22 protein-coding genes are annotated in these 26,780 nt (G+C 45.2%); 15 read left to right on the top strand and 7 right to left on the bottom strand.

Annotated features, from left to right (window positions below; translation table 11 throughout):
• Window positions 1-43 precede the first annotated feature (43 nt).
• Window positions 44-3,085: a D-2-hydroxyglutarate dehydrogenase YdiJ gene (gene ydiJ / locus IE163_RS14550; protein WP_189433714.1), complete on the top strand. Its 3,042-nt coding sequence runs from the start codon at window positions 44-46 to the stop codon at window positions 3,083-3,085.
• Window positions 3,086-3,166: 81 nt separating this feature from the next.
• Here ydiJ and IE163_RS14545 read toward each other — a convergent pair whose 3' ends face one another.
• On the bottom strand, window positions 3,167-5,728 hold the full coding sequence (locus tag IE163_RS14545) for a TonB-dependent receptor plug domain-containing protein (protein ID WP_189433713.1): 2,562 nt from the start codon (window positions 5,726-5,728) through the stop codon (window positions 3,167-3,169).
• Between the two features lie 168 nt (window positions 5,729-5,896).
• Here IE163_RS14545 and IE163_RS14540 point away from each other — a divergent pair, with 168 nt between their 5' ends.
• The 5 genes from IE163_RS14540 (at window position 5,897) to IE163_RS14520 (ending at window position 9,564) form a co-directional block, all read left to right on the top strand.
• Window positions 5,897-6,487 carry a GNAT family N-acetyltransferase gene (locus IE163_RS14540; protein WP_229833589.1) on the top strand — a complete coding sequence of 197 codons (591 nt, stop codon included), beginning with the start codon at window positions 5,897-5,899 and terminating at the stop codon, window positions 6,485-6,487.
• Between the two features lie 55 nt (window positions 6,488-6,542).
• Window positions 6,543-7,184 (top strand): LysE family translocator, encoded by a 642-nt coding sequence (locus tag IE163_RS14535; protein WP_189433712.1) that lies wholly within the window; start codon window positions 6,543-6,545, stop codon window positions 7,182-7,184.
• A gap of 101 nt (window positions 7,185-7,285) precedes the next feature.
• Entirely contained in the window at window positions 7,286-8,200 is a 915-nt protein-coding gene (trhO, locus tag IE163_RS14530; RefSeq protein ID WP_189433711.1) for an oxygen-dependent tRNA uridine(34) hydroxylase TrhO, read from the top strand.
• A 223-nt stretch (window positions 8,201-8,423) separates the two neighbouring features.
• Complete coding sequence (locus IE163_RS14525; RefSeq protein WP_189433710.1) at window positions 8,424-8,972, top strand: cytochrome b; 549 nt, start codon at window positions 8,424-8,426, stop codon at window positions 8,970-8,972.
• A gap of 22 nt (window positions 8,973-8,994) precedes the next feature.
• Window positions 8,995-9,564, top strand: coding sequence for a YceI family protein (locus IE163_RS14520; protein WP_189433709.1), 570 nt, complete (start codon window positions 8,995-8,997; stop codon window positions 9,562-9,564).
• Between the two features lie 35 nt (window positions 9,565-9,599).
• Here the strand turns inward: IE163_RS14520 and IE163_RS14515 are convergent, their stop codons facing one another.
• From IE163_RS14515 to ubiG, 5 genes are all read right to left on the bottom strand, one after another.
• Window positions 9,600-10,592 carry a tetratricopeptide repeat protein gene (locus IE163_RS14515; RefSeq protein ID WP_229833588.1) on the bottom strand — a complete coding sequence of 331 codons (993 nt, stop codon included), beginning with the start codon at window positions 10,590-10,592 and terminating at the stop codon, window positions 9,600-9,602.
• Between the two features lie 65 nt (window positions 10,593-10,657).
• Window positions 10,658-10,915 carry a class I ribonucleotide reductase maintenance protein YfaE gene (gene yfaE, locus IE163_RS14510; RefSeq protein ID WP_189433708.1) on the bottom strand — a complete coding sequence of 86 codons (258 nt, stop codon included), beginning with the start codon at window positions 10,913-10,915 and terminating at the stop codon, window positions 10,658-10,660.
• 5 nt (window positions 10,916-10,920) lie between these two features.
• Window positions 10,921-12,051 carry a class Ia ribonucleoside-diphosphate reductase subunit beta gene (nrdB, locus tag IE163_RS14505; protein WP_189433707.1) on the bottom strand — a complete coding sequence of 377 codons (1,131 nt, stop codon included), beginning with the start codon at window positions 12,049-12,051 and terminating at the stop codon, window positions 10,921-10,923.
• 93 nt (window positions 12,052-12,144) lie between these two features.
• The gene (gene nrdA, locus IE163_RS14500) at window positions 12,145-14,430 is read right to left on the bottom strand and encodes a class 1a ribonucleoside-diphosphate reductase subunit alpha (RefSeq protein ID WP_189433706.1); all 2,286 of its coding nucleotides are present in this window, start codon (window positions 14,428-14,430) and stop codon (window positions 12,145-12,147) included.
• A 357-nt stretch (window positions 14,431-14,787) separates the two neighbouring features.
• The gene (gene ubiG, locus IE163_RS14495) at window positions 14,788-15,498 is read right to left on the bottom strand and encodes a bifunctional 2-polyprenyl-6-hydroxyphenol methylase/3-demethylubiquinol 3-O-methyltransferase UbiG (protein ID WP_189433705.1); all 711 of its coding nucleotides are present in this window, start codon (window positions 15,496-15,498) and stop codon (window positions 14,788-14,790) included.
• Between the two features lie 188 nt (window positions 15,499-15,686).
• Here ubiG and gyrA point away from each other — a divergent pair, with 188 nt between their 5' ends.
• The 9 genes from gyrA to pyrF all read left to right on the top strand — a co-directional run bounded on the left by gyrA (window position 15,687) and on the right by pyrF (window position 26,051).
• Window positions 15,687-18,314 carry a DNA gyrase subunit A gene (gyrA, locus tag IE163_RS14490; protein ID WP_189433704.1) on the top strand — a complete coding sequence of 876 codons (2,628 nt, stop codon included), beginning with the start codon at window positions 15,687-15,689 and terminating at the stop codon, window positions 18,312-18,314.
• 177 nt (window positions 18,315-18,491) lie between these two features.
• Window positions 18,492-19,574 (top strand): 3-phosphoserine/phosphohydroxythreonine transaminase, encoded by a 1,083-nt coding sequence (serC, locus tag IE163_RS14485; RefSeq protein WP_189433703.1) that lies wholly within the window; start codon window positions 18,492-18,494, stop codon window positions 19,572-19,574.
• The gene (gene aroA / locus IE163_RS14480) at window positions 19,571-20,854 is read left to right on the top strand and encodes a 3-phosphoshikimate 1-carboxyvinyltransferase (RefSeq protein ID WP_189433702.1); all 1,284 of its coding nucleotides are present in this window, start codon (window positions 19,571-19,573) and stop codon (window positions 20,852-20,854) included. Before serC ends, aroA begins: the two co-directional genes overlap by 4 nt.
• 191 nt (window positions 20,855-21,045) lie before the next feature.
• Complete coding sequence (cmk, locus tag IE163_RS14475) at window positions 21,046-21,735, top strand: (d)CMP kinase (RefSeq protein ID WP_189433701.1); 690 nt, start codon at window positions 21,046-21,048, stop codon at window positions 21,733-21,735.
• Between the two features lie 112 nt (window positions 21,736-21,847).
• Window positions 21,848-23,530, top strand: coding sequence for a 30S ribosomal protein S1 (gene rpsA, locus IE163_RS14470; RefSeq protein ID WP_189433765.1), 1,683 nt, complete (start codon window positions 21,848-21,850; stop codon window positions 23,528-23,530).
• 64 nt (window positions 23,531-23,594) lie between these two features.
• A complete protein-coding gene (gene ihfB / locus IE163_RS14465) occupies window positions 23,595-23,879 on the top strand; it encodes an integration host factor subunit beta (protein WP_189433700.1) in 285 nt (94 codons plus the stop codon).
• Between the two features lie 33 nt (window positions 23,880-23,912).
• A complete protein-coding gene (locus IE163_RS14460) occupies window positions 23,913-24,158 on the top strand; it encodes a DUF1049 domain-containing protein (protein WP_229833587.1) in 246 nt (81 codons plus the stop codon).
• Window positions 24,159-24,217: 59 nt separating this feature from the next.
• The gene (locus IE163_RS14455) at window positions 24,218-25,330 is read left to right on the top strand and encodes an N-acetylglucosaminyl transferase (protein ID WP_229833586.1); all 1,113 of its coding nucleotides are present in this window, start codon (window positions 24,218-24,220) and stop codon (window positions 25,328-25,330) included.
• Between the two features lie 22 nt (window positions 25,331-25,352).
• Entirely contained in the window at window positions 25,353-26,051 is a 699-nt protein-coding gene (gene pyrF, locus IE163_RS14450) for an orotidine-5'-phosphate decarboxylase (RefSeq protein ID WP_189433698.1), read from the top strand.
• A 72-nt stretch (window positions 26,052-26,123) separates the two neighbouring features.
• Here pyrF and IE163_RS14445 read toward each other — a convergent pair whose 3' ends face one another.
• Window positions 26,124-26,744: a CIA30 family protein gene (locus IE163_RS14445; RefSeq protein WP_189433697.1), complete on the bottom strand. Its 621-nt coding sequence runs from the start codon at window positions 26,742-26,744 to the stop codon at window positions 26,124-26,126.
• Between the last annotated feature and the right edge of the window lie 36 nt (window positions 26,745-26,780).

Here is a 26,780-nt window from a genome sequence, read left to right as displayed (position 1 = left end):
AGTGTTATACTGCCATCACCATAAGTTTGTGTGGCCAGGAAGTATGATCCCAAAGCTTAATCCGGAGCTGGCGCTTGATGCCAGCGTTGTTGCTTTTACTAAAGCACTGGTGAATGCTGGTTTTACTGGTGATATTGAAACCAGTTATGCCAGTCGTTTAGCGGTGGCCACCGATAATAGTGTTTATCAGGCATTACCACAGGCAGTGCTGTTACCACGTTGCACTGATGATCTGGTCATTATGACTTCTCTGGCACAAACATCTAGTTTTAGCCATCTTAAATTTAGCCCGCGCGGCGGTGGGACCGGGACTAACGGTCAGGCCCTTACTGAACATCTTGTTGTCGACTTATCCCGCCATATGCGGCAAATTCTTGAACTTAATATTCAGGAACGCTGGGTGCGGGTGCAAGCTGGGGTGATTAAAGATCAGCTTAATGCTTTTTTAAAACCTTATGGTTTTTTCTTTGCCCCCGATCTGTCCACGTCAAACCGCGCCACTATTGGAGGTATGATTAATACAGATGCCTCAGGGCAAGGCTCTCTGGTCTATGGTAAAACCAGCGATCATGTATTGGCGCTAAAAACTGTGCTAATCGACGGCAATGTGCTCAATACCCATAAAATGCCGACCTATGAAGCAGAACATCGGGCTGAACAGCCAAACAGTATTGGCCGTATCTATCAGCAAGTACTATCGAGTTGCCGTGATAAACGAAGCTTGATCTTAGAGAAGTTTCCGCGCTTAAACCGTTTCTTAACCGGTTACGATTTAGAGCATGTGTTTAACGACGATCTTAGTGAGTTTGATTTATCTCGGGTTATTACCGGCTCCGAGGGCTCTTTGGGTTTCGTCAGCGAAGCTAAACTGAATATTACGCCTATCGCTAAATTTAAGTGTCTGGTTAATATCAAATACGATAGCTTTGAAAGTGCCTTGCGTAATTCGCCGTTTTTAGTGGCTGCAGCTGCCACTTCGGTTGAGACGGTCGATAGCAAGGTATTAGATTTAGCCCGTAATGACATCATTTGGCATCAGGTAAAAGACTTGATAACAGACGTGCCCGGCAAGGATATGCAAGGGCTTAACATGGTGGAGTATAACAGCGAGCAGCAGGCCGATATTGAAGAAAAAATAGCGGCACTGACGGCCAAATTAGAGCAGGCGATGGCTGAGGGGCGAGAAGGGATTATCGGCTATCAGCTAACTTATGATAATACCGCCATTAATCATATTTATGCCATGCGTAAAAAAGCGGTAGGCCTGCTTGGTAACACCAAAGGCGCTGAAAAACCTATTGCTTTTGCCGAAGATACTGCGGTACCGCCAGAGAATCTAGCCGATTTTATTCTTGAGTTTAGGGCCTTGCTGGATAGCCATCAGTTGCATTATGGTATGTTTGGCCATGTCGATGCCGGGGTGTTGCATGTACGGCCAGCGCTGGACTTGTGCGATCCAGAGCAGGAAAAGTTGCTGCGCCACATCTCAGATCAAGTGGTTGCCTTAACGGCAAAATATGGTGGCTTGATGTGGGGGGAGCACGGTAAAGGGTATCGCAGTGAATATGGGCCGGCGTTTTTTGGCGATGAGCTGTTTACCGAGCTGCGTAAAATTAAAGCCGCCTTTGATCCACGCAATAGAGTGAACCCCGGTAAAATTTGTACGCCTTTGCAAAGTGCCGATAGCTTAGTCAGTGTCGATGGCCAAAAACGTGCATGGTTTGACAAACAAATTCCGGTGGCAGTGAAAGACAGTTTTGACAGCAGTTTAAACTGTAATGGTAATGGTCTTTGCTTCAATTATGAAGAAAGCTCACCCATGTGCCCCTCTAGCAAGATCACCAAGGATCGTCGGCATAGCCCCAAAGGACGTGCAGGCTTGATGCGTGAGTGGTTGCGGTTAAACGAGCAGCAGGGTGTTGATATTCTGGCAACTGAGCAACAGCTGTTAACACAAAGCCAGGGAATGAGTGCACTGTGGCAAAAGCTAAAAAATAGCTGGGGAAAACGGCAGGGTGATGCTGATTTTTCCCATGAAGTAAAAGAAGCAATGGATGGCTGTTTAGCCTGTAAAGCCTGTGCTGGGCAATGTCCTATTAAAGTGGATGTGCCATCTTTTCGAGCGCGCTTTTTACAACTTTACCATAGCCGCTACTTGCGTCCGGCAAAAGATTATGTGGTAGCCAATATTGAGCGTACAGCGCCGCTTCTGGCAAAGGCACCCAGATTCGTCAATTTTTTCCTAAAGCAATCTTTAATACAAAAAGGTTTAGCGCAGGGCATAGGTTATGTTGATACCCCCTTATTGTCGGTGCCGACTTTAGCAGAGCGGATACAAGGCCAATATGCTTTTGATCTGGCAGTATTAACAGCCCTATCGGATAATGAGCGCGCCAATACCGTCTTATTGGTACAAGATCCTTTTACCAGTTTTTATGAAGCAGAGTTAGTTGCCGATACCCTGACCTTATTAGAGAAGCTCGGTTATCAACCGGTGCTATTGCCGTTTTTACCTAATGGTAAACCGCAACATGTAAAAGGCTTTTTGCGTCAGTTTGCGAAAACGGCTAAAAACGCGGCCGACTTTTTGAATCAGTTGCAGCAATTAGCTTTGCCGATGCTTGGGTTAGATGCCTCGCTGGCGTTAGTCTATCGTGACGAGTACAACAAAGCATTAGGTAAAGCGCGCGGTGATTTTCAGGTGCAACTATTGCACGAATGGCTAGCGGATAAGCCCTTACCAGTGCTAGCGCAAAGCGCCGAGTTTGCGCTACTCGCCCATTGTACTGAGAAAACCGCCTTACCCGCGACCGAGAAAACCTGGCAGCAGATATTTAGTAAAGCGGGCTTAATCTTAAAACCCGTTAGTGTTGGCTGTTGTGGTATGGCGGGAACTTATGGTCACGAGTTACAACAACTCGACAATAGCAAAGCTTTATTCGAGCTAAGTTGGCGTAAACCAGTGGAAAGCTTCGGCACAGAGCGGTTGTTAGTCACGGGTTTTTCTTGTCGAAGCCAGGTTAAGCGTTTAGTAGGCGATAAACCTAGACACCCTGTGCAGGCATTATTAGCGCTGTTAAACTAGCAGCGATAGGGCAAGGCGTAAAAATAAAACACCCGGCATTGCCGGGTGTTTGCTTATTACGGTTTTCTAAATTTTAGGATGTTAGAAGCGATAAACGCCTTTTAGGTAATAGTAACCGCCATTAATGCCCATGGGCGACGTTTCGAAATATTTGGCACCCAAGATATCACTCATCCAGCTAGGTAACCGCTCTGGTTTAGTATCGAATAAGTTTTGCGCACCAACCGCAACGGTGAAGCTATCTGTCAAATGATAAGCTAACTCAACATCGAAGGTTACTTTGGCTGAACCATTACCGGTTAAATCAGGATCATCTGCATGTACGCCCTGGAAGCTACCATAGTAGTTACCACGAACAAACATATCGATATCTTGCCATTGTTGATTCCACGTTAAAGTCGCACGGTGATCGGGTAAGTCTTTTTCAAGTCTGGACACTTTGAAATCGCCGGTAACAGCGGTAAAACGTTTTACTTCAGTGTCTGTCCAGTTGTATGCCAAACTAAAGGTACTTCTACCGTCTAGTAAGCTGGTGCTGTAGTTGGCAACCAGATCTAAACCGGTAGTCACCGTATCAAAGTCGTTGGTCAGGAAGGTGACTTTAGATAAAGATTCCACACCACGCACACCTGCGGCACGTAGTACATCACGATCACTTTGACTGACGTTAAACTCGGTTGATTGACTGATCCTATCGTCTACTTCAATGCGGAATAAGTCAGCGGTAAAGAAGAAACCACTGCCGCTATATACCAGACCCAGTGTATAACTTCTTGACTCTTCCGGGGTAAGCTCTTTGCCGCCTTTAAGTAGTGAAACCGGGTGGGTTGGCGGTAATAGCGCCACATCTTGCAGCTCACCTTCGAAAATGGCGGTACGGACGTTGCGCACATTAGCTTGGCCTACTGTAGGTGCACGGAAGCCTGTGCTGTGTGAACCTCGCAATGCCCAGTCATCATTTAACCGATATTGACCAGTGATTTTATAGTTGGTGGTGTTACCAAAGCTATCGTAATCTTCAAAACGCAGTGCTGCGGCCATCAGTAACTTTTCTGTGAATTCCGCTTCGACATCGATATAAGCCGCATAGTTACGACGTACATTTAAACCCGCATCGTCTGGCTGAAAACCAGGGAAACCATTTGAGCCATTTGTTAGTTGACTAACGTAAGGGCCAATTTCCCAAGAGGCAACTTCACCCGCGACAATTTCAAAGCTCTCTTCTGTCCACTGTAAACCTGACGCAAAAGCAATGTCATTGTAGAGGCCTGCGTTGATAAACTTTACAAAGTCGGCAGTAAAGTTTTTCTCTAACTGAATATATTTACCAGCATCAAAATCGGTTGGGGTATCAGGGCCTAATGACGCATTGACCGTATTAATGATTTTAAAGGACGACTCGTTACGGCCAACAGAGCCAGAGAAATCGTAAAACACACCTTGGAATAGGCCTGATTTAAATTCCCCTTTAGTTCCTGCAGTTAATGACGTATCTGTTATGTTACCACCGAAATTAGGTGTAAAGCCGCCTGGGAACATTGAGAAAAACGTAAAACAGTTGCTTGGTAAAGCCGCCACGCGTGCAGTAATTTCATTATGATTTAGCTTACGCTCACCATCAAATAGTGAGACGTTGCTACAGTTACCCATACCCGTGGTGTCGATAACTTCCAGCGATTGTCCGCCGTCGTTAGAAAATACACCACCGCGGGTGTGCGGATTACGATAATAAAAACCACCGGTGACATCACGTTCCGAATAGTTACCAAAAATGTAGGCTTCCCGATCGTTACCTAAATCTAAACCGGCATTACCAAAGATGGTAATATCATCTTTAATTTTCGGTGAACCCCATACTTGCGCGATAGGCGCGACAAAGGGGTTGCCGGCATCAATTAAACCTTGAGCATCCCCACGTTGCACACTGCGGCTGGTAGCATCAACATTTTTATACTGCATACTTAGGTTAACAAAACCATTGTCGGTTAATGGCATACCGATATTAGCTGCGATCTCCGTGGAGGTGCCGTCGCCAGCAAAGTATTCGCCTTGTTTTACCTCAATACTGCCGCCGTTATCAGCGTCTTTCAGCACAAAGTTAATTACACCGGCAATAGCGTCTGAACCATATTGTGCCGCCGCGCCATCACGCAATACTTCTACTTGTTTAAGTGCGATACCGGGGATCACCGAAATATCAGGACCTTGTGCTCCGTCGTTTAGACCACCACCTAAAAAGGTTATTACCGAAGCGCGATGACGCCGCTTACCGTTTAGTAAAATCAAGGTACTGTCTGAAGATAAACCACGCAAATTTACTGGGCGGATCAGTGTAGCTGCATCACTGATCGGGGTGGTTTGCACGTTTAATGATGGAACTGTGGTGGTTAGCATATTTAACATATCGCTGCTGCCACTCTTCATTAATTCATCGCCACCGATAATATCTACCGGCACGGGAGAATCGGCAATAGAGCGAGGCGCAGAGCGGGTACCCACAACGGCAATTTTTTCAACTTTTTCTTCTGTTGCAGCCGCATCTTGAGCGAAAGTGCTGCTAGAATAGACGCCCAAGGCTAAGCCCGAGGCCAGAGCATATTTTACTGCCCGGCTTACCGGGTGGTAGTAATTCGTTTTTTTCATGGCTATTTCCTGGATAGAAGTTTAATTGTTATGCGGACGCTTCGCTGTTTTATTTTGGCGCCTCTTTAACCATATTTTATTAACAGCGTGCTGTCTATCTTATTTATAGCGCATCTCGGCGCAATTGCTGATTTTTTGTACGAAGCTTAATCGTTATAGGGACAAGGTTTGCAAAAACTGAAGATCACACCGTCAAACACAACACCCTGGCAACTTTGCCCGCTAGAGCCTGAGTTTTTTCAAGTGGTGGTTTCTCTTGCTAATAAGGTACATGGTGAGGGCTATTTAACACTAAATAGCTTAGCTTCAATGGTTGCTAGGGGCTGCTTGGCAGGAAAAAATGCAAGCTATGTCGCAGTACTGGAGGATAAGGTAGTCGCCTATCGCTTAAGCTTTGCCGCCGGTCAATGGCAACCTGATCAATGGTGTAGTGTAGCGGATTGGCCGGTAAACACTACGACCATGGCTTATTTTAAGTCTGTTGCGGTCAGCCAGCAATTTCAAGGGTATGGTATAGGTCAGGCATTATTACAACAATCTATTAGAGTATTAAAGCAGCAAGGTGCTGAAGGCGGCTTAGCGCATCTATGGCGAGAATCCCCCAATAACAGTGCTGTCCGTTACTTTAGCAAAGCCGGAGCAACACTTGTTGCTATCCATGAAAATCGTTGGCAGCATTTATCAGCGCAAGGTTATATCTGTCCGCGTTGTGATGCACTATGTAGTTGCAGTGCTGCTGAAATGGTATTGATGTTTTAATCTTGTGGATACGTCTGAGTAAAACCTAATTAAAGCAGATAATAATGGGAGAGATATGACTTTTTGGCCAGAGTTTTTTTTAATTGCCACCGCACATCTGTTAGCGGTAGCAAGTCCAGGTCCTGATTTTGCTATCGTGCTGCGTTATGCGGTGCGTTATGGTAGAAAAACAGCAGTTTATGCCAGTTTAGGTATTGGTTGTGCCATTCTGTTGCATGTTACCTATTCCTTGGTGGGTATAGGTGTACTTATTAAAACTACCCCCTGGTTGTTTCAGGTGCTCTCTGTCGCCGCCGCATTGTATTTAATTTATTTGGGGCAGGGTGCTATTCGTGCAAAGGCGCCAGCGCTGCACGCGACTGCCGAGCTAACGGCTAAAACTGAAGATTTACCCAAGAACAGAGCAGCATTTACCGCTGGCTTTATTACTAATGGGTTAAACCCAAAAGCGACGTTATTTTTCTTATCTTTGTTTGCGGTAGTTATTTCTGCGCAAACGCCTTTTCTCTATAAAGCTTTTTATGGCATCTACATGGCGTTAGCTACTGCAGCCTGGTTTGCTTTGTTATCGTTTTTACTTACCCAAAGCAAAGTACGGCAATTTTTATTGGCGAAGGGATTTTGGTTTGACCGCTTAATGGGGATCTTACTGTTATTGCTGGCTGGCCATTTATTGCTAAGCAGTTTTGCCGCTTAACTTGGTGTTTGCTTTGCTTCCCGTTATAATGCGCGCCGCCGCTACGGCATGATAAGTAAGTTGCACTGGATTTACGATCCAGCCAAGCAAGAGGATAGAAAATGTTTGTTGTCGCTGCACTTTATAAATTTGTTGAATTGCCGGATTATCAGGAACTGCGTGAACCCTTATATAACCATATGGTAATGCATAAGGTAAAAGGTACTTTATTACTGGCCGCCGAAGGGATTAATGGCACCATTTCAGGGCCGCGTGAGGGTATTGATGCGGTTATCCGTTGGTTAGAGGCCGACGGTCGTTTTTCAGGTATGAGCTATAAAGAGTCCTTTGCGGAGGAACAAGCTTTTTACCGGACGAAAGTTAAACTGAAAAAAGAAATTGTGACCATGGGGGTCGAAGGTATCGATCCTAAGCATATCGTTGGCACCTATGTTAAAGGCGAAGACTGGAACCAGCTGATCAGTGATCCAGACACCATCCTGATTGATACCCGTAATGACTATGAAGTTGCTATTGGTACTTTTGAGGGGGCGGTTAATCCAAATACCACTAACTTCCGTGAGTTTCCAAAGTGGGCGGCAGAGAACCTGGATAAAACCAAACATAAAAAAGTTGCCATGTTTTGTACTGGTGGTATTCGCTGTGAGAAATCGACTGCTTTCTTAAAAGAGCAGGGTTTTGCCGAGGTGTACCACTTAGATGGTGGCATTTTGAAATATCTGGAAGAAATGCCAGAAGAAAAAAGTAAGTGGCAAGGTGAGTGCTTTGTTTTTGACCAGCGGGTAGCCGTAAAACACGGGTTAGCGCAAGGCAGTTATGATCAATGTTACGCTTGTCGTATGCCGTTATCACAGCAAGAAATGGTATCTGAGCATTATGTGAAGGGCTTAAGCTGTCCACATTGCTTTGAAAAAACCACTGCTGAACAAAAAGCGGCTTTTGCGGAGCGGCAACGCCAGGTTGAGTTAGCCAAACAACGCGGTGAAAAACATATCCGTGATGGGAAATTTGAGTAAAACCCGTTATTAAAACTATTCCAGTCTTAAAAGCCAGCATGCTGGCTTTTTTTATTGCTCAAAAGTTACTGTGGTAAACCTTCTAATTAATCGAACCAATCATCAGCAATAATGCGATTTTACTTTGAGTCGCATGCGATATGATGACCTCGATAGCAATAATCAATTTCAACATACTGATTTTAGATCCCATCAGGGTAAATAGCATAAGCAGGAGCCAAATATGCTGAAAAATAGTGCATCCCATTATGGTTTAATCAGTGTTGTACTGCATTGGCTAGTCGCGCTAACCGTATTTGCGTTATTTGCCGTGGGTTTTTGGATGGTTGATTTGAGTTATTACAATCAATGGTATCGCACAGCACCCTATTGGCATAAGAGTATCGGTATTTTGCTCGCCATGGTTATGATCTTCCGCCTGTTGTGGCGTGCTGTAAGCCCTCCGCCGTTACCTCTGCGCTCGCATCGAAATTGGGAGAAACGGGTAGCAGCACTGGTCCAGTTTTTCCTGTATGTAGGGATTTTTGTTTTAGTGCTGAGCGGCTACTTGATCTCGACGGAAGATGGTCGAGCAATAGCGGTATTTACCTGGTTTAGCGTGCCTGCTTTAGGGGCCTTATTTGCCAATCAAGCCGATATTGCAGGCTTAGTGCATGAATACACCGCTTACGTTTTGATCTCGTTGGCAGTGTTGCATGGCTTGGCTGCGTTAAAACATCATTTTATTGATAAAGATCAGACATTAAAGCGTATCTTTGGTCGTAAATCGTAACTTAGGAAATTTGGAGCTTATTATGAAAAAATTACTATTAGCCGTATCTATGGCGGCTATGATGACAGTGCCAGTACAGGCAGCTGATTATGTTATTGATACAGAAGGCGCTCATGCGTTTATACAGTTTAAAATTAGCCATTTAGGTTACAGCTGGTTATATGGCCGTTTTAATACATTTTCCGGTGATTTCAGTTATGACGCTAGCAAACTGGAGGCATCAAAAATTCAATTAAGTATTGATACTAATAGTGTGGATTCAAACCACGCGGAGCGTGACAAACACTTACGCAGCAGCGACTTTTTAAATGTGAGTAAGCACCCAAAAGCGACCTTTGTTAGCACCAAAATTGTGCCTAAAGATGGTGAAGCTTTCGACTTACACGGTAACCTGACATTGAACGGTGTTACCAAAGAGGTGGTCATTGCAGCAGAGAAACTGGGTGAGGGTACAGATCCCTGGGGCGGTTACCGTGCTGGCTTTGCCGGTACCACCACATTAACCCTGAAAGATTTTGCTATTAATACCGATTTAGGTCCGGCTTCTGCTACGGTACAACTGGATTTAACAGTTGAAGGTATTCGTAAATAAGCTTCTCTAAGTGTAGGCAAATAGCAGGCTCAGCACTATTGTGCTGGGTCTGCTATATAACCAAGTGCTCTGGCTAATTCGTCACGCGCTTCCAGGAAATCTTGCTCATCGCTGTTAAATTTAGCAACCTCGGCGTAGAGCGCTTTGGCCTTATCTACCTCACCCTCATTGATGTACAGTTGGGCTAAGCGCAATTTAGCCCGGTGTAATCTGGGTTGTTGGCTGTTTTGATAGAAATCCAGGTAGTTTTCTAAAGCAGCTATGCCAGCAACCTGATGCTTACCACTGAAAACGGCCAGGCGACCAATCTGAAACTGTGTGCTTTGTTGCTGCAGTGGCTCAGTTAACAAAGGCAAAGCCTGCATATAGGTCTCTTGCGCAACTAAAAATGCACGTTGTTGCACTAATAACGCCGCTTTACGTAACAGTAAATCGGTGTTGTTTGGATTGAGGTTTAATTGCTGTTCGAGTAATTGCAAAGCATCACTAAGCCGTGTTTCATTGGCCGCTATAGTCACTTTCGCCAACACGCCCTGGGTGCTATCTATTTGACTTAACAATTCAGCGCGTTCTGCTGCTAACTCTTTGCTACCACCAGCATTTGCAGGGGCAGTTTGATAAAAACTGATTAGAGCCTGTTGCGCTTGAAAGTTGGTTGGCTCCAATAAAACGGCTTTATGCAATAACTCTAGCGCATCACTCGCTCTTTTCCGGGCATTAAACACGCTGCCGCTGTTTGCTAAAGCCAATTTATTTAAGGCTGCTTGCGTTAAGATACCACTGTGTTCAGGATGTTCTGTTACCAGTTCATTTAATAACGTATTCGCTTCTTCCCGAAATTGTTGCTGAATTAAGGTGCGAACTTGCAATAGCATCAAATCAGGATCTTGGCGAGCATTGGGTTGCGCGGCAAGGTCCGCAAGCAACTGTTGATAATGCGCCCGGTCAAATAACTGTTGGAACTCAGCTGGAATAGCCGCGTTTGCAGGTAAGCTTAATAACAACGAGAACAAAACAGATTTCATCATTTAATCTAGTAGCTAAGAGTGAATTAATAGGGTAATTTTGCGCGAAATAGTAAAAAATAGCTATGTTATTTGGGGATTTCTATACTAATGTCGCCAATAGGTACACTGCAGCAAGGAAGGAATTCGCCTTTACGCACAAAGGCTAAAGGTTCTTGTAAGTAGCGAACTTCACCCGAAATTAACTTGCAACGGCAGGCACCACAGAAGCCCTCGCGACATTGAAAGCTAACACTTTGTTTATGTTGCTCCAGAAATACCAGCAAATTATGCTGGCCGCTGTCGTATGACAGCGGCATTTGTGCATTAACAATGACCTTTGACATTAAGATTAAAGATCAAAATCGCCAAACTCATCACTATCGACTTCGTTATCAATTTGCCCAACCAAATAAGAGCTAATCTCTGATTCTTGTGGTGCTACCTGTACGTTGTCAGAGACCAACCAGGTATTTATCCAGGGGATTGGGTTTTGGGTGGTAGCAAAACGTGGTTTTAAGCCAACGGCTTGCATACGGCTATTAGTAATATATTCCACATACTGGCAGAGGATATCTTTGTTTAAACCGATCATAGAACCGTCTTTAAACAAATAGGCTGCCCAGTCTTTTTCTTGCTCGGCTGCCAGCATAAAAATAGCATACGCATCTTCTTCGCATTCACGGGCTATTTCTGCCATTTCCGGATCGTCATCACCGCTGGCCATAATATTCAGGATATGTTGGGTGCCAGTAAGGTGCAGAGCTTCGTCCCGGGCAATAAGGCGGATAATTTTGGCGTTACCTTCCATTAATTCGCGTTCTGCAAAGGCAAAGCTGCAAGCAAAGCTAACATAAAAGCGAATAGCCTCCAGCACATTAACTGACATCATACAAAGGTAGAGGCGCTTTTTCAGTTCCCGCAAGGTGATGCTTTCTATATTGCCATTGATATTGTGGTTGCCTTCACCACAACGCTGATACAGGTTTACGCCATCAATTAACGCATCATAGTAACGGGTAACATCTTGCGCCCGCTCCAGGATCTTTTCATTGAGCATAATATCGTCGAACACCTTGTGCGGCTCGGCCGTGATATTACGTACAATATGGGTATAGCTGCGGCTGTGGATCGTTTCACTAAAGGCCCAGGTTTCAATCCAGGTTTCTAGCTCGGGAATAGACACTATGGGTAACAGCGCGACATTAGGTGAACGGCCTTGTACCGAGTCAAGCAGGGTTTGGTACTTAAGATTACTTAAGAAAATATGCTTTTCGTGGTCAGGCAACTGCTGAAAATCAATACGATCTTTACTGACATCAATTTCCTCTGGCCGCCAGAAAAAGCTAAGTTGTTTTTCAATCAGCTTTTCAAAAATGGGGTATTTCTGCTGATCATAGCGGGAGACATTCACAGCATTACCAAAGAACATTGGTTCCTTGAGTTGATCGTTAATGTTGCGGTTGAAAGTTGTGTACGCCATGCTAGTTATTAATCCTGAAAACATCGTTGCGAAAAACAAAGTTGTGAAAAGTGCCGTTATCAAAAAAGAGCGGTGTCACCGCTCTTAAAATGATTAAATTTTACAGGCTCCACCGGCGCAACCATCATCCTCTGCGCTGGCTTTAATATCATCCTGAATATCGGATGCACCATCACGGGTGTTGTGGTAATACATGGTTTTTACCCCCAGCTTGTAAGCGTTCAATAGATCTTTTAGCAATACTTTCATTGGCACCTTACCGCCATCAAACTTTGCTGGATCATAATTGGTGTTTGCCGAGATCGTTTGATCAATAAATTTCTGCATAATGGCCACCAGTGCCAGATATCCATCGTTTGACGGAATATCCCACAGCAACTCATATTGATCTTTTAAGCGATCATATTCTGGTACAACTTGTTTCAGAATACCGTCTTTACTGGCTTTCACGCTGATATGGCCGCGTGGCGGCTCGATACCATTGGTGGCATTAGAAATCTGCGACGAAGTTTCTGATGGCATCAGTGCTGACAGCGTTGAGTTACGTAAGCCATATTGCAGTATATCTTTACGTAGCTGCTCCCAATCCAGATGCAAAGGTTCCTGACAAACTTTATCTAAATCTTTTTTGTAGGTATCAATAGGCAATATGCCTTGCGCATAGGTGGTTTCATTAAACTTCGGGCAAGGACCACGTTCTTGCGCCAGTTTTACCGAGGCTTTTAACAGATAATATTGAATGGCTTCAAAAGTACGGTGCGTTAAACCATTGGCTGAGCCATCAGAATATTTGACAGCATTTTTCGCCAGATAATAAGCGTAATTGATCACGCCTACCCCCAGTGTGCGGCGAGCAATGGAAGCTGAATAAGCCGCTGGAATGGGGTAGTCCTGATAGTCTAATAAACTATCTAAAGAACGTACGGCCAGCTCTGCTAATTCGTCTAGTTCGACTAAATCGGTAATCGCACCCAGGTTAAATGCGGACAGGGTGCAAAGCGCAATTTCACCCTCAGGATCGTTAACATGCGACAACGGCTTAGTAGGCAAAGCGATTTCTAAACAGAGGTTGCTTTGTCTAACCGGAGCCAGCTCTGGGTTGAACGGGCTGTGGGTGTTGCAGTGATCGACGTTTTGTAAATAGATACGGCCAGTACTAGCACGTTCTTGCATAAAGAGCGTAAAGAGTTCAATGGCTTTAATGCGTTTTTTACGAATAGCGCTATCTGCTTCGTATTTTACATATAGCGCTTCAAAACGTTCCTGATTTTCAAAAAACGCATCATAAAGGCCCGGTACATCTGATGGACTAAATAAGGTGATGTAATCGTCTTTAATTAAACGCTGGTACATTAAGCGGTTGAATTGCACCCCATAATCCAGATGCCGCACCCGGTTCTCTTCCACACCCCGGTTGTTTTTCAATACCAGTAAAGATTCTACTTCTAAGTGCCATAGCGGATAGAACAGAGTTGCTGCGCCACCGCGTACACCACCTTGCGAACAGCTTTTAACGGCGGTTTGAAAGTGCTTATAAAATGGGATACAGCCAGTATGAAAGGCTTCGCCGTTACGGATAGGGCTACCTAAAGCCCGGATCCGCCCCGCGTTAATACCAATGCCCGCGCGCTGACTAACATATTTAACAATGGCGCTGGAGGTGGCATTGATAGAATCTAAACTGTCGCCACATTCGATCAAGACACAAGAACTAAATTGACGGGTAGGGGTGCGCACACCTGACATAATGGGCGTAGGCAGTGAAATTTTAAATAAAGACGTCGCATCGTAAAAGCGGCGAACATAATCCAGGCGGTTGCTCTTTGGATAATTAGCAAATAAACAGGCAGCAACCAACATATAGAGAAACTGAGCGCTTTCATAAATTTCACCGGTTACCCGGTTCTGTACTAAATATTTACCTTCTAGCTGTTTTACGGCTGCATAGCTAAAGTTTAAATCGCGGCTATGATCGATAAAGCCATTTAGTTGTTCAATTTCTTCAGGCGTGTAATCGGCTAAAATATGCGCATCGTAGCGTTTTGCTTCAACCATCTTTACAACGTGTTGATAAAGATGGGGTGGCTCGAATTGGCCATACGCTTTTTTGCGTAAATGAAACACAGCAAGCCGTGCAGCCATATATTGATAATCAGGTGTTTCCTTCGCAATCAGATCAGCAGCTGCTTTAATAATGGTCTCGTGAATATCAGAAGATTTAATACCATCATAAAACTGAATATGTGATTTTAGTTCAACCTGTGACACCGAGACGTTCGTCAAGCCTTCGGCTGCCCAGGTAATAACCCGATGAATTTTGTCTAAATCCAGAGGCTCACGCCGACCATCGCGCTTAGTCACAAAAAGAGTTTGAGTCATCGCTGAAGTGTTCCATTTCTTTTATAAATTTGATTAAACCGCACTTAGCACGCGGCGAGAAAATACACAGACGTTGCTGACGAATTACACAACATATGGGTGTATTTCAAAAGACGATCACAAGATAGTGTGTATTTGTTGATTTTGCAAGGGAAGGGAACAGGCTATTTTAGGCAGAGAACCGCAAGGGTGAGTAGCTGCTAACCTGCGGCTCAGTGTGCGTGTTCTTGCCTGATTTAGGCAAGCTTTTTTAACGGAATTTTTCTTAAAAAATTATTTGTTCTATAAATGAGCTTTTTAAGTCCAACCAGTTATTTGGCCGCTAAAGATCTACGGCCATCACCATGTTACGACAAATTATGCCGGTTTGCGTGCCACGACAAAATAGTTCACATCTAAACCGGGCCCCATTTTAAAGCTGTTATGCAGCGGATTAAAATGCAAGCCCGTGGCATCTACTAAAGACAATCCCGCATTTTCGATATGGCGCATCAAAACGGATGGTCTGATAAATTTAGCGTATTGGTGTGTACCTTTAGGAACCAGTCGTAGCAGATACTCGGCGCCTAAAATAGCAAATAAGTAGGCTTTAGGTGTTTTATTAATGGTGGAAAAGACTAAGGTTGCGCCTGGTGCAGCCAGATCAGCACAAGCCTGGATCACTGAGGCAGGATCGGGCACGTGTTCCAGCATCTCCATACAGGTTACCAGCTCAAAACTACCAGGGGATAATTTAGCGAAGTCTTCCGCTGTACTTTGTTGGTAATTTACCGTTAAACCACTTTCTAAAGCGTGCAGCCTGGCGACATTCAAACCATCAGTGGCCATATCGATGCCAGTGACCTCGGCGCCGGCCCGTGCCATACTTTCTGCCAAAATGCCGCCACCGCAGCCGACATCAATAGCTTTGCGACCAAATAAGCCACCCAGCTGGTCACTAATGTAAGAGAGTCGGGTCGGGTTTAACAGATGCAAGGGTTTAAACTCGCCTTCAGGATCCCACCAGCGGGCGGCAATATCATTAAATTTGGCAATTTCCGCCGGATCTACATTGTTATGTGTTGTCATTATTCAAACCTGGTTGTTTTTCGCTATTATAAAGCCTTGATCTGTTATGGCAAAGGCGGCAATCTAAGCACCCTGCATAATCAGGCATGGCAAGGTGCTTTTTATGTGGTAGAATCCGTCGTTGTCTCGCGCTAAACAAAGGCAAGAAAAGCGAGTTATCTATCTGATTTAAGGGAAAATAACGTTTTATGACAGATCTGGCCAAAGAAATAGTCCCAATTAATATCGAAGAGGAATTAAAAAATTCCTACCTCGATTATGCGATGAGCGTCATTGTTGGCCGCGCCTTACCCGATGTACGGGATGGTTTAAAGCCGGTACACCGTCGCGTCTTATTCGCCATGAAAGAGCTCGGTAACGATTGGAATAAAGCCTATAAAAAGTCGGCTCGTGTAGTCGGTGACGTTATCGGTAAATACCATCCTCATGGTGATAGTGCGGTATACGATACTATAGTGCGAATGGCTCAACCTTTTTCGCTACGCTATATGTTGGTGGATGGTCAGGGTAACTTCGGTTCGATTGACGGTGACTCAGCAGCGGCGATGCGTTATACCGAAGTGCGGATGGCCAGGATAGCGCATGAGCTATTAGCCGATCTGGATAAAGAAACGGTTGATTTTGTACCTAACTATGACGGTACCGAGTTAATTCCTGCGGTATTACCTACCAAAGTACCTAATCTATTGGTTAACGGCTCTTCTGGTATTGCTGTAGGTATGGCTACTAACATTCCGCCGCATAACCTCAACGAAGTGATTGATGGTTGTTTAGCGCTAATTGCTAATCCAGATATTGAATTGCACGAGTTAATGCAGCTAATCCCAGGGCCAGATTTCCCTACAGCCGCCATTATCAACGGCCGTAAAGGTATTGAAGAAGCGTACCGCACTGGCCGTGGCAAGGTTTATATCCGCGCCAAAACCTTTATTGAAACGGACGAGAAAACCGGCCGTGAAGCTATTATTGTTTATGAAATTCCGTATCAGGTTAACAAAGCCCGCCTAATTGAAAAAATTGCCGACTTGGTTAAAGAAAAACGTATTGAGGGCATTTCGGCGCTGCGCGATGAGTCTGATAAAGACGGTATGCGCATTGTTATCGAACTTAAGCGTGGCGAATCGACGGATGTGATGCTAAACCAGCTGTATACCAACACTCAGATGCAAACAGTGTTTGGTATCAATATGGTGGCCTTGGCAAACAATCAACCGAAATTGCTAAGCTTAAAAGAGATGCTGGAATACTTTATCCTGCATCGCCGTGAAGTGGTTACCCGTCGTACCGTTTATGATTTACGTAAGGCACGTGACAGAGCACATATCTTAGAAGGCTTAGCCATAGCGCTGGCTAATATTGATGAAATTATTGAGCTGATTAAAAACTCAGCCAGTCCAGCGGAAGCGAAAGCGGGCTTAGTGGCTCGTGGTTGGCAGCTTGGCGATGTTTCTGCCATGTTAGAGCGTGCTGGTGAAAATGCTGCGCGTCCAGAGTGGTTAGAAGCCCATTTTGGCATTCGTGAAGGCATGTATTTCCTAACCGAACAACAAGCGCAAGCCATTCTTGATTTACGCTTGCATAAGTTAACCGGGCTGGAACATGACAAGATCCTGGCAGAATATAAAGAACTACTGCAACTGATTGCCGAGTTACTGCATATCTTAGGTAGCCCAGAGCGTCTGATGGAAGTGATCTGTGAAGAGTTAGCTGCCATCAAAGCGCAATATGGCGACGCTCGCCGTACTGAAATCCAGGATAATATGCTGGATATCAATATGGAAGACTTGATCACCGAAGAAGATGTCGTCGTGACCTTGTCACACTTGGGTTATGCGAAGTATCAGCCGATTACTGACTACGAAGCACAGCGTCGTGGCGGCCGTGGTAAAGCGGCCACTACGGTAAAAGATGAAGATTTTGTTGATAAGCTGCTAGTAGCTAGCACCCACGATACCATTTTATGCTTCTCAAACCGTGGTCGCATGTACTGGATGAAGGTATATCAATTGCCTCTGGCCAGCCGCACGGCTCGCGGCAAACCTATCGTAAACTTATTGCCGCTAGAAGAAGGCGAACGTATTAATGCCATTCTGCCTGTTCGTGAATACGAAGAAGGCAAATATGTGTTTATGGCAACGGCTAATGGTACTGTGAAGAAAACGGCTTTAACCGAATATTCACGGCCACGGGCTAATGGCATTATTGCTGTGAACCTGAACGAAGGCGATCGCCTGATTGATGTAGGCATTACAGACGGCACTAATGAAATTATGCTGTTCTCTGATGATGGTAAGGTTGTGCGCTTTACCGAAGATCAGGTTCGTGGTATGGGCCGCACCGCCACCGGTGTACGTGGTATTAAACTACGTGAGGGCGGTAGTGTAGTGTCACTGATCATTCCAAACGGTGATGGTGCCATCTTAACAGTAACGGAAAATGGCTACGGCAAACGTACCTCGTTAACCGAATATCCGGCGAAGAGCCGTGCCACCCAGGGTGTGGTCTCCATTAAAGTATCAGAGCGGAATGGCCTGGTAGTGGGTGCAGTACAAGTTTCTGAAAGCGACGAAATAATGATGATTTCGAACAAAGGTACTTTAGTACGTACCCGCGTTAACGAAGTGTCAGAAGTGGGTCGTAACACCCAGGGCGTGATCTTAATCCGCACGCAAGAAGGCGAGAAAGTGGTAGGTGTAGAACGTATTGACGAAATTCAAGACGATGAAGCACTGACTGCACTGGCGGAAGGTAGCAGCCGTACGCCAGAAACGCAGGATAGCCAGTTAGCACAAGATGCGACAGGCGAAGAAGAGTAACAAACATAAAACGGGCGCTTTGGCGCTCGTTTTCTTTTTAAAATACTAAGAAAAATAACGTATTGTTTGTATGAATACCTTCGCTATTGGGCGTTAGCCGCGGCAAAGGTTTTACCAAGGCCAGTTAAACAACTCCATTATCTAACTCAAATAGTTAACGTAGAAGTGAGAAGTAAAATGACCACCTATAATTTTTGTGCTGGCCCGGCGATGTTGCCAGTTGATGTGATGCAACAGGCACAGCAGGAATTTATTAATTGGCATGGCCAAGGCTGTTCGGTGATGGAAGTAAGCCACCGCAGTAAGCCGTTTATTAAATTGGCTGCCGAAGCAGAGCAAGATTTACGTGATTTATTGGCAATACCGGCAAATTACAAAGTGCTCTTTATGCACGGCGGTGGCCGTGGCCAATTTTCGGCAGTGCCTCTTAATCTGATGCAAGCAGGCAAGAGCGCTGATTACATTATCTCGGGAGCCTGGTCTTTGGCTGCGGTAGAGGAAGCACAAAAGTTCGGTCAGGTGAATGCACAAGATATTCGCATTAGAACGGCTGAACAATTGCGTGGCCTGGTAAATACATCTAATTGGCAGTTAAATGAGAATGCTGCCTATGTGCATTGCTGTCCAAATGAAACGGTAGATGGCCTGGAGTTCACTGATTTACCGGTAACCTCAGTCCCTATCGTAGCCGATCTGTCATCGACTATTTTATCAAGACCGATTGATGTTAGCCGCTATGGGGTGATTTATGCGGGTGCCCAAAAAAATATTGGGCCATCAGGTTTAACACTGGCCATAGTGCGCGAAGATTTGTTACCGGCTAAAAACGCTGCTATTCCTGCAGTGTTAGATTATCGCTTAGCTGCTGAGAACGACAGTATGTTTAATACGCCGCCTACCTACGCCTGGTACTTAGCGGGCTTGGTGTTTAAGTGGTTAAAACAGCAAGGCGGTATTGCAGCAATGGCTGAGCGTAATCAACTAAAAGCCAATACCTTGTACCAGTATATAGACCAAAGTGGCTTTTACCGGAATGATGTTGATCCAACTTATCGCTCCTGGATGAATGTGCCGTTTTTCTTAGCCGATGAAAAGCTTAATGATCTTTTTGTGAGTCAGGCCGAACAGCATGGTTTACTGGCCTTAAAAGGTCATCGCATAGTCGGTGGCATGCGGGCCAGCATTTACAATGCGATGCCATTAGAGGGCGTGCAAACGCTGGTGAGCTTTATGCGTGAATTTGAGCGGGTAAACGGATGAAGACATTAACCTTAACGCCAATTAAACATATTGCCGGTGAAGTGCATTTACCGGGTTCTAAAAGTATTTCAAATCGCGTACTCCTTTTGGCGGCCTTGGCTGAAGGCGAAACCCAGATCACGAATTTATTAGATAGTGATGATGTTAAGCATATGCTTAATGCCTTAACCGCGCTTGGAGTTAAGTACCGGTTATCAGCATGCCGCACCCAGTGCGAAGTGCAGGGGCTGGGTGGCTTATTTCAACATACCGCTGCGCTGGAGTTGTTCTTAGGCAATGCAGGGACAGCCATGCGGCCACTCACTGCAGCTTTGGCGGCATCTAATGTGGATGTCACCCTAGTTGGCGAGCCACGAATGTATGAGCGACCAATAGGTCACTTGGTAGACGCGCTAAGGCAATGGCAGGCGGATATTCGCTACCTTGAGAATGATGGCTTTCCGCCACTACATATCAAAGGCAAAGCGCTAAGTGGTGGGCGCATTAGTATCGATGGCAGCATCTCTAGTCAGTTTTTAACCGCTGTTTTAATGGTGGCTCCACTTTTAGCAGGCGACAGTGAAATTGTCATTGAAGGCGAATTAGTCTCAAAACCTTATATCGACATTACACTGGCTTTGATGTCGCGCTTTGGTATTGAAGTGGAAAACCATAATTATCAACGGTTTTTGGTAACGGGTAACCGGTGTTATCGTTCGCCTGGGCAGTGGTTAGTTGAAGGTGATGCCTCTTCGGCGTCCTACTTTTTAGCAGCCGCTGCAATTAAAGGTGGCACCATTAAAGTCACCGGTATTGGTAAACATGCGGTGCAGGGCGATATCCACTTCGCTGATGCCTTGGAGGCGATGGGGGCCAGTGTTGAGTGGGCTGACGATTATATTGCGGTAACGCGTAACACCTTGCATGGTATTGACCGGGATTATAATGCCATTCCTGATGCGGCGATGACCATTGCGACCACGGCATTGTTTGCACAAGGTCCAACTGTCATTCGCAATATCTACAATTGGCGGGTAAAAGAAACGGATCGTCTCGCGGCGATGGCTACTGAGCTTCGCAAGGTAGGTGCTGAAGTAGAAGAAGGTCACGATTATATCAAAGTCACGCCACCGGCAGCACTTAAACATGCGAGTATTGCCACTTACAATGATCATCGGATGGCGATGTGCTTTTCGTTAGTGGCACTTAGCGATACCGCCGTAACTATTGAAGATCCAGACTGTACCGCCAAAACTTTTCCAAGTTATTTCGATGTTTTCAAAGGCTTAAGTCAGCAGTGATGCGATAATTATATCGACTTAAAGTAGAACGCGTAACCGTTTTCGTTACGCGTTTTTCTTTTTTAAGGCCAGTTGTAGATGTCGAATTAGCCGCAATTACTTTAAGGATAAGCACAGCAATTGTCATAAAAAGCTGTATAATAAGCGCCATTTTGAAACATCGATTAACCAGCTTTTTCACAGGGGGTAGGATGCCACAATTAGCACCAGTAGTTACCATCGACGGTCCGGGTGGTTCGGGTAAAGGCACGATCAGTCGTTTACTCGCTGAGCAACTGGGTTGGCAGTTACTTGATAGCGGCGCAATTTATCGGGTACTCGCGCTGGCTGCAATGCATCATCAAATTGCGCCCACTGACGAAGCCGCACTACAACCGCTGGCCGCACATCTGGACGTACAGTTTGCCAGCGACGCACAAGGGAATACCTTAGTGACGCTGGAAGGTGAGAATGTCAGCCAAACGATTCGTACTCAAGAAGTCGCGGATATGGCGTCTAAAATTGCGTCATTGCCCACGGTTCGTGAGGCATTATTGCGCCGGCAACGCGCCTTCGCGCAGGCACCAGGTTTAGTTGCCGATGGTCGTGACATGGGAACCGTGGTTTTTCCGCAAGCAGAAGTGAAAGTTTTCCTTACTGCCGATGCGCAAGAGCGCGCCAATAGACGTTATTTAGAGTTGAAAGCAAAGGGTTTTGATGTTAATATCGGCGACCTTTTGAGCGAGATCCAGACGCGGGACGAGCGCGATATGAATCGTGCAACGGCGCCGTTAAAACCGGCTGCAGATGCCCATATGTTGGACTCCACCAATAAATCTATTGAACAAGTGCTGCAAGAGGTGCTGCAGTTAGTTAACAGTAAGTTATCGTTAACCAGCTGATGAACCAGGCCAAGGCCGCATTTTGGACAGCCAGTGACAAGGATATTGCTGGTAAATTTAGCAACCCCATAACACATGACGTGAAATGGAGCACTTAACTGAAAAAGTGACTATGACTGAAAATTTTGCACTAATGTTTGAGGAAAGCCTCAAAGTAATCGAAACCCGCCCAGGTGCCATCGTTAAAGGTACTGTTGTAGCAATTCTGAAAGACGTTGTAATGGTTGACGCCGGTCTGAAATCAGAAGCTGCTATTCCTGTTGAGCAGTTCAAATCTCTGAACGGCGAAATAGAAGTTAGCGTGGGTGATATCATCGATGTAGCCTTAGACGCTATCGAAGATGGTTTCGGTGAGACCTTATTATCTCGTGAAAAAGCTAAGCGTCATGAAGCCTGGGTCCGCCTGGAAAAAGCTTGCGAAGATAAAGTAACCGTTATCGGTGTTATCACTGGTAAAGTTAAAGGTGGCTTCACAGTTGAAGTTGATGGCATCCGTGCTTTCCTGCCTGGTTCATTAGTTGACGTACGTCCAGTACGCGACACCCTGCACTTAGAAAACAAAGAACTTGAGTTCAAAGTTATCAAGCTGGATCAGAAGCGTAACAACGTGGTGGTATCACGTCGTGCTGTTATTGAATCAGAAAGCAGCCAAGAGCGCGATCAGCTGTTAGAAAACTTAGAAGAAGGCATGGAAGTCAAAGGTATCGTTAAGAACCTGACTGACTACGGTGCTTTCGTAGACTTAGGTGGCGTAGACGGTTTACTACATATCACTGATATGGCCTGGAAACGCGTTAAGCACCCAAGCGAAATCGTAAACGTTGGCGACGAAATTCCAGTAAAAGTACTGAAATTCGACCGCGAGAAGCAACGCGTTTCTTTAGGCCTGAAACAAATGGGCGAAGATCCGTGGGCAGCTATCGCTTCACGTTACCCAGAAGGTGCTCGCATCACTGGTCGCGTAACTAACCTGACTGATTACGGCTGCTTCGTAGAAATCGAAGAAGGCGTAGAAGGTTTAGTACACGTTTCAGAAATGGACTGGACCAACAAAAACATCCACCCATCTAAGGTTGTTAACCTAGGTGATTCTGTGGAAGTTATGGTTCTGGAAATCGACGAAGAACGTCGTCGTATTTCTTTAGGCCTGAAACAGTGTAAAGCTAACCCATGGGAAGAGTTCGCTAAGGGCTTCAACAAGGGCGATCGCGTAAGCGGTAAGATCAAGTCAATCACTGACTTCGGTATCTTCATCGGTTTAGATGGCGGCATCGATGGTCTGGTTCACTTATCTGACATCAGCTGGAACGCCACTGGCGAAGAAGCGGTTCGTGAATTCAAGAAAGGCGACGAAGTACACGCTGTGGTATTACAAGTTGACCCAGAGCGCGAGCGTATTTCTTTAGGTATCAAACAACTGGATGAAGATCCGTTCAATGGTTACCTTGCTGACAACAAAAAAGGTGCTATCGTTAAAGGTGAAGTAACTGCCGTTGACGCGAAAGGCGCTACTGTGATGTTAGAAGGTGCAGTTGAAGGTTATGTTCGTGTATCAGACATCGCTCGTGAGCGTATTGAAGATGCATCAACCGTACTGAAAGTTGGCGAAGAAGTTGAAGCTCGTTTAATGGGTGTGGATCGCAAAAACCGCGTAATCAGCCTGTCAATCAAAGCTAAATTCGAAGCTGAAGAAAAAGAAGCAATGGATACTGTTAATACCAAGCAGCAGCAAGAAGCTGACTTCGGTGGTAACGCCATGGCTGAAGCATTTAAGGCTGCTCAAAAGCAGGATTAATTGCTAATGAAGCAGGGGGCTTGTGCCCCTTGCTTTCTCTTACTGCAGGTTTGCCGGAGGGTCTATGACCAAGTCTGAATTGATTGAAAAGTTAGCTACAGATTTCCCCCATATTCAGGTCAAGGATGTTGAAGCATCTGTAAAAGAAATTCTTGAACAGATGGCACAATCACTTGCTTCCAGTGAGCGAATCGAAATTCGCGGTTTTGGTAGCTTTTCTCTGCATTACCGTGCACCACGTGTTGGCCGTAACCCAAAAACCGGCGATAAAGTGGAACTAGACGGCAAACATGTACCGCACTTTAAGCCAGGTAAAGAATTGCGCGATCGCGTAAAAGATAATACCTGATGCTACTGTTGCAGGTTACAGAAGCGGAGCTAAGTGTTGCGTAAAGTCCTATTTCTTATTTTTAGCATAGCCGTATTATTGCTGGGCTTTTTACTTGGCTCTACTAATCAACAGCTTACCGAGCTGAATTTATTAGTCGTTAAGCTCAATTTACGTGTAGTCGACATCGCTGTAATTTTCTTGATAGTTGGCATAGTACTGGGTTTGTTGTTTAGCTTATTCTTTGCCCTGCAACGTAAAACCAAACGCTGGTTGACTAACTCTACCGAAAAAACCTGATTTTTATGCCTGAATTGCTATTTCTGTTGCTTCCAGTTGCCGCCGCCTACGGTTGGTTTATGGGACGAAATAGCCTTAAGCATAAAGAGTTAAAGGGCAGGGCGAATATTACCCGCAACCTGTCTTCTGGTTTGAATTTTTTATTAACAGATCAAGAAGATAAAGCTATTGAGCAGCTATTAGAGTTGCTCGATATTGAAGCTGCGACCATAGACACCTATCTGGCCTTGGCCAACTTATTTCGGCGCAAAGGTGACTGGGATAAAGCTATTCGCATTCATGAAAAGTTACATAAGTTAAAATTACCTAAGCTACAAGCGCAGCAAATCCAATTTGAACTCGCCAAAGATTATTATTCTGCCGGTTTATTTGACCGCGCAGAGTATTTATTGCAGCAAATTGTCAGTTGCGAACCGCTACGAGAAGCCATACTTAAACAGTTATTCAGTATTTTTATGGCGACGCACGAACTCAATAAAGCTGTAGCACTGGCCGCTGAGGTGGAAAAAACCAAATCCAAGTCGTTGCGTATTGCGCTTGCCAATATGCATACGCAAACTTTGCAAGACAAGTTGTCTGAGCCTGCTCAAAGTGAAGTCCTGCCAACCGCTTATAGCAATAACTTAGCCGAGCTTGCCAGCCGCTATCCGCAAGCAGTGCGGCCACGTTATGAATTGGCTAAGTACGCGTTGTTACAACAAGACACTGCTACAGCGAAAGGCGCTTTGCTCAGTATTTTAAAGCAAAAGCCACAATGGAGCGCAGAGCTACTGCCGATGTTAAGTCAATGTCAGATGGATGCAGATGAGTGGTATCAGTTACTTACTCTGCTTGCTGATAAGCATCATAATATTAGTGCTCGTTTATTATTAAGTGAATGGCTAGCTGAACATGGCTCAACTAAAGCCGCAGAACACTATTTATTAGATAAGCTACGTCAACAACCTAATATTCGGCTGTTCCAAAAGTTATTACAACTACGCCAACAAGAATCGGCGCAAGCCGCCGAGGTATTGTCTTCGGTTGAAGAGCTGGTTAATGCCTATTTAGCCAGTAAAGTATTATATAATTGCCGCAGTTGCGGTTTTAAAACCCGTCAGCCTTATTGGCTATGTCCGTCTTGTCAGCAATGGGAAACGGTAGAACCCATTAGCGGTGTTGACGGTCGGTAGATCTCTAGCTCAAGGATTATTCATGTCTTGCCATACCCCTATTGTTGTTGCCCTGGATTACGAAAAGCAGGCCGATGCTTTGAATTTAGTTAGTCAACTTGACCCCAGTTTGTGTCGGTTAAAAGTCGGCAAAGAAATGTTTACCCGCTTTGGCCCACAGTTTGTTACCGCGCTTCAGCAGCAGCATTTCGATGTTTTTCTCGATTTAAAATTTCACGACATCCCGAATACGGTAGCAAAAGCCGTGCAAGCTGCTGCAGATTTAGGCGTATGGATGGTCAATGTTCATGCCAGTGGCGGTAGCCGTATGATGGTTGCGGCGAAAGATGCACTGACCTGTTTTGGCGCTAACCGGCCGAAACTTATTGCCGTGACAGTATTAACCAGTATGGAGCAAGCCGATCTGCTGGAATTAGGAATAACCTTAACACCTGCAGAGCAGGTATTGAGATTAGCGAGTTTAACTGCAAGTGCAGGCTTGGATGGTGTGGTGTGCTCCGCTCAGGAAGCAACACTATTAAAAAGTCAGTTTGGAAATGCATTTCAGTTGGTTACACCGGGGATCAGACCTGCAGATAGCGCTGCGGATGATCAGCGCCGGGTGATGACGCCACAGGCTGCCAAACAGGCTGGTGTTGATTATATGGTAATAGGTCGTCCTATTACTAAAGCTGCGGATCCATTAGCGGCCTTACAAAGTGTCGTGGCGCAATTAACCTAAGCCTCTGCCGTAACGATGAAAAAGGTAGGCTGAATGTAGTAGGGGATTAACACCTGAGATTCAGCCTGCAACTTAAATGGTATTTACTGCCGAGAAAGTTATCGAGTATAACGTAATCGAAAAAGCGCCATCCTGTTTATCCGCCAACATAATACTTATTTGACTAACATCGGCTAAGTTAAGTTTTGGCATGTTTCTGATGGCTTGCCCCCGATACTGGCCCCGAAATGCCGCCAGTGGCACATAATAATGCTGAGGCATGGTATCTGTTTCGAACTCTGCAACATAAGCAACGCCATTTGGAATAAATGGCGTTTTTAGACGTAATTGATACTTTCGACCATCAGCTAACGCATGCAAATAGAGACTATTTAATACCTTATCCCTTAAAGGTTTCGCTAAAGTAAACTCGGCAGAGGCAAAGCCGCCGTTATTAGCTAAGGATAAGTTACCAACAAACAATAAACCCGGAGGCTCATCAATAACAGCGATATTACCGGTAGAGCGACCACCCATAACGGTATCGTGAATAAGTCTGATCTGCGTAAAATGTTCAGGCTCGTAAAACGTTAAACTGATAGTTGAAGGCAAGTTGGCGAGCATAGTGTCAACCCTGGTATTTGCTGAGGCTTTAGTTATGGCTGTTTGTAATAAGACAGCCATAAAAGCGGTAATTATCATGTTAAAGCGCATAGCTAGGTCCAAGCGATTTTTTGTATAATACGCACA

This window comes from Alishewanella longhuensis (assembly GCF_014653435.1).
Classification (GTDB): domain Bacteria; phylum Pseudomonadota; class Gammaproteobacteria; order Enterobacterales; family Alteromonadaceae; genus Alishewanella; species Alishewanella longhuensis.
Note: the sequence above shows the minus strand (reverse complement) of the source record. Positions and strands in the feature narration are given on the sequence as shown.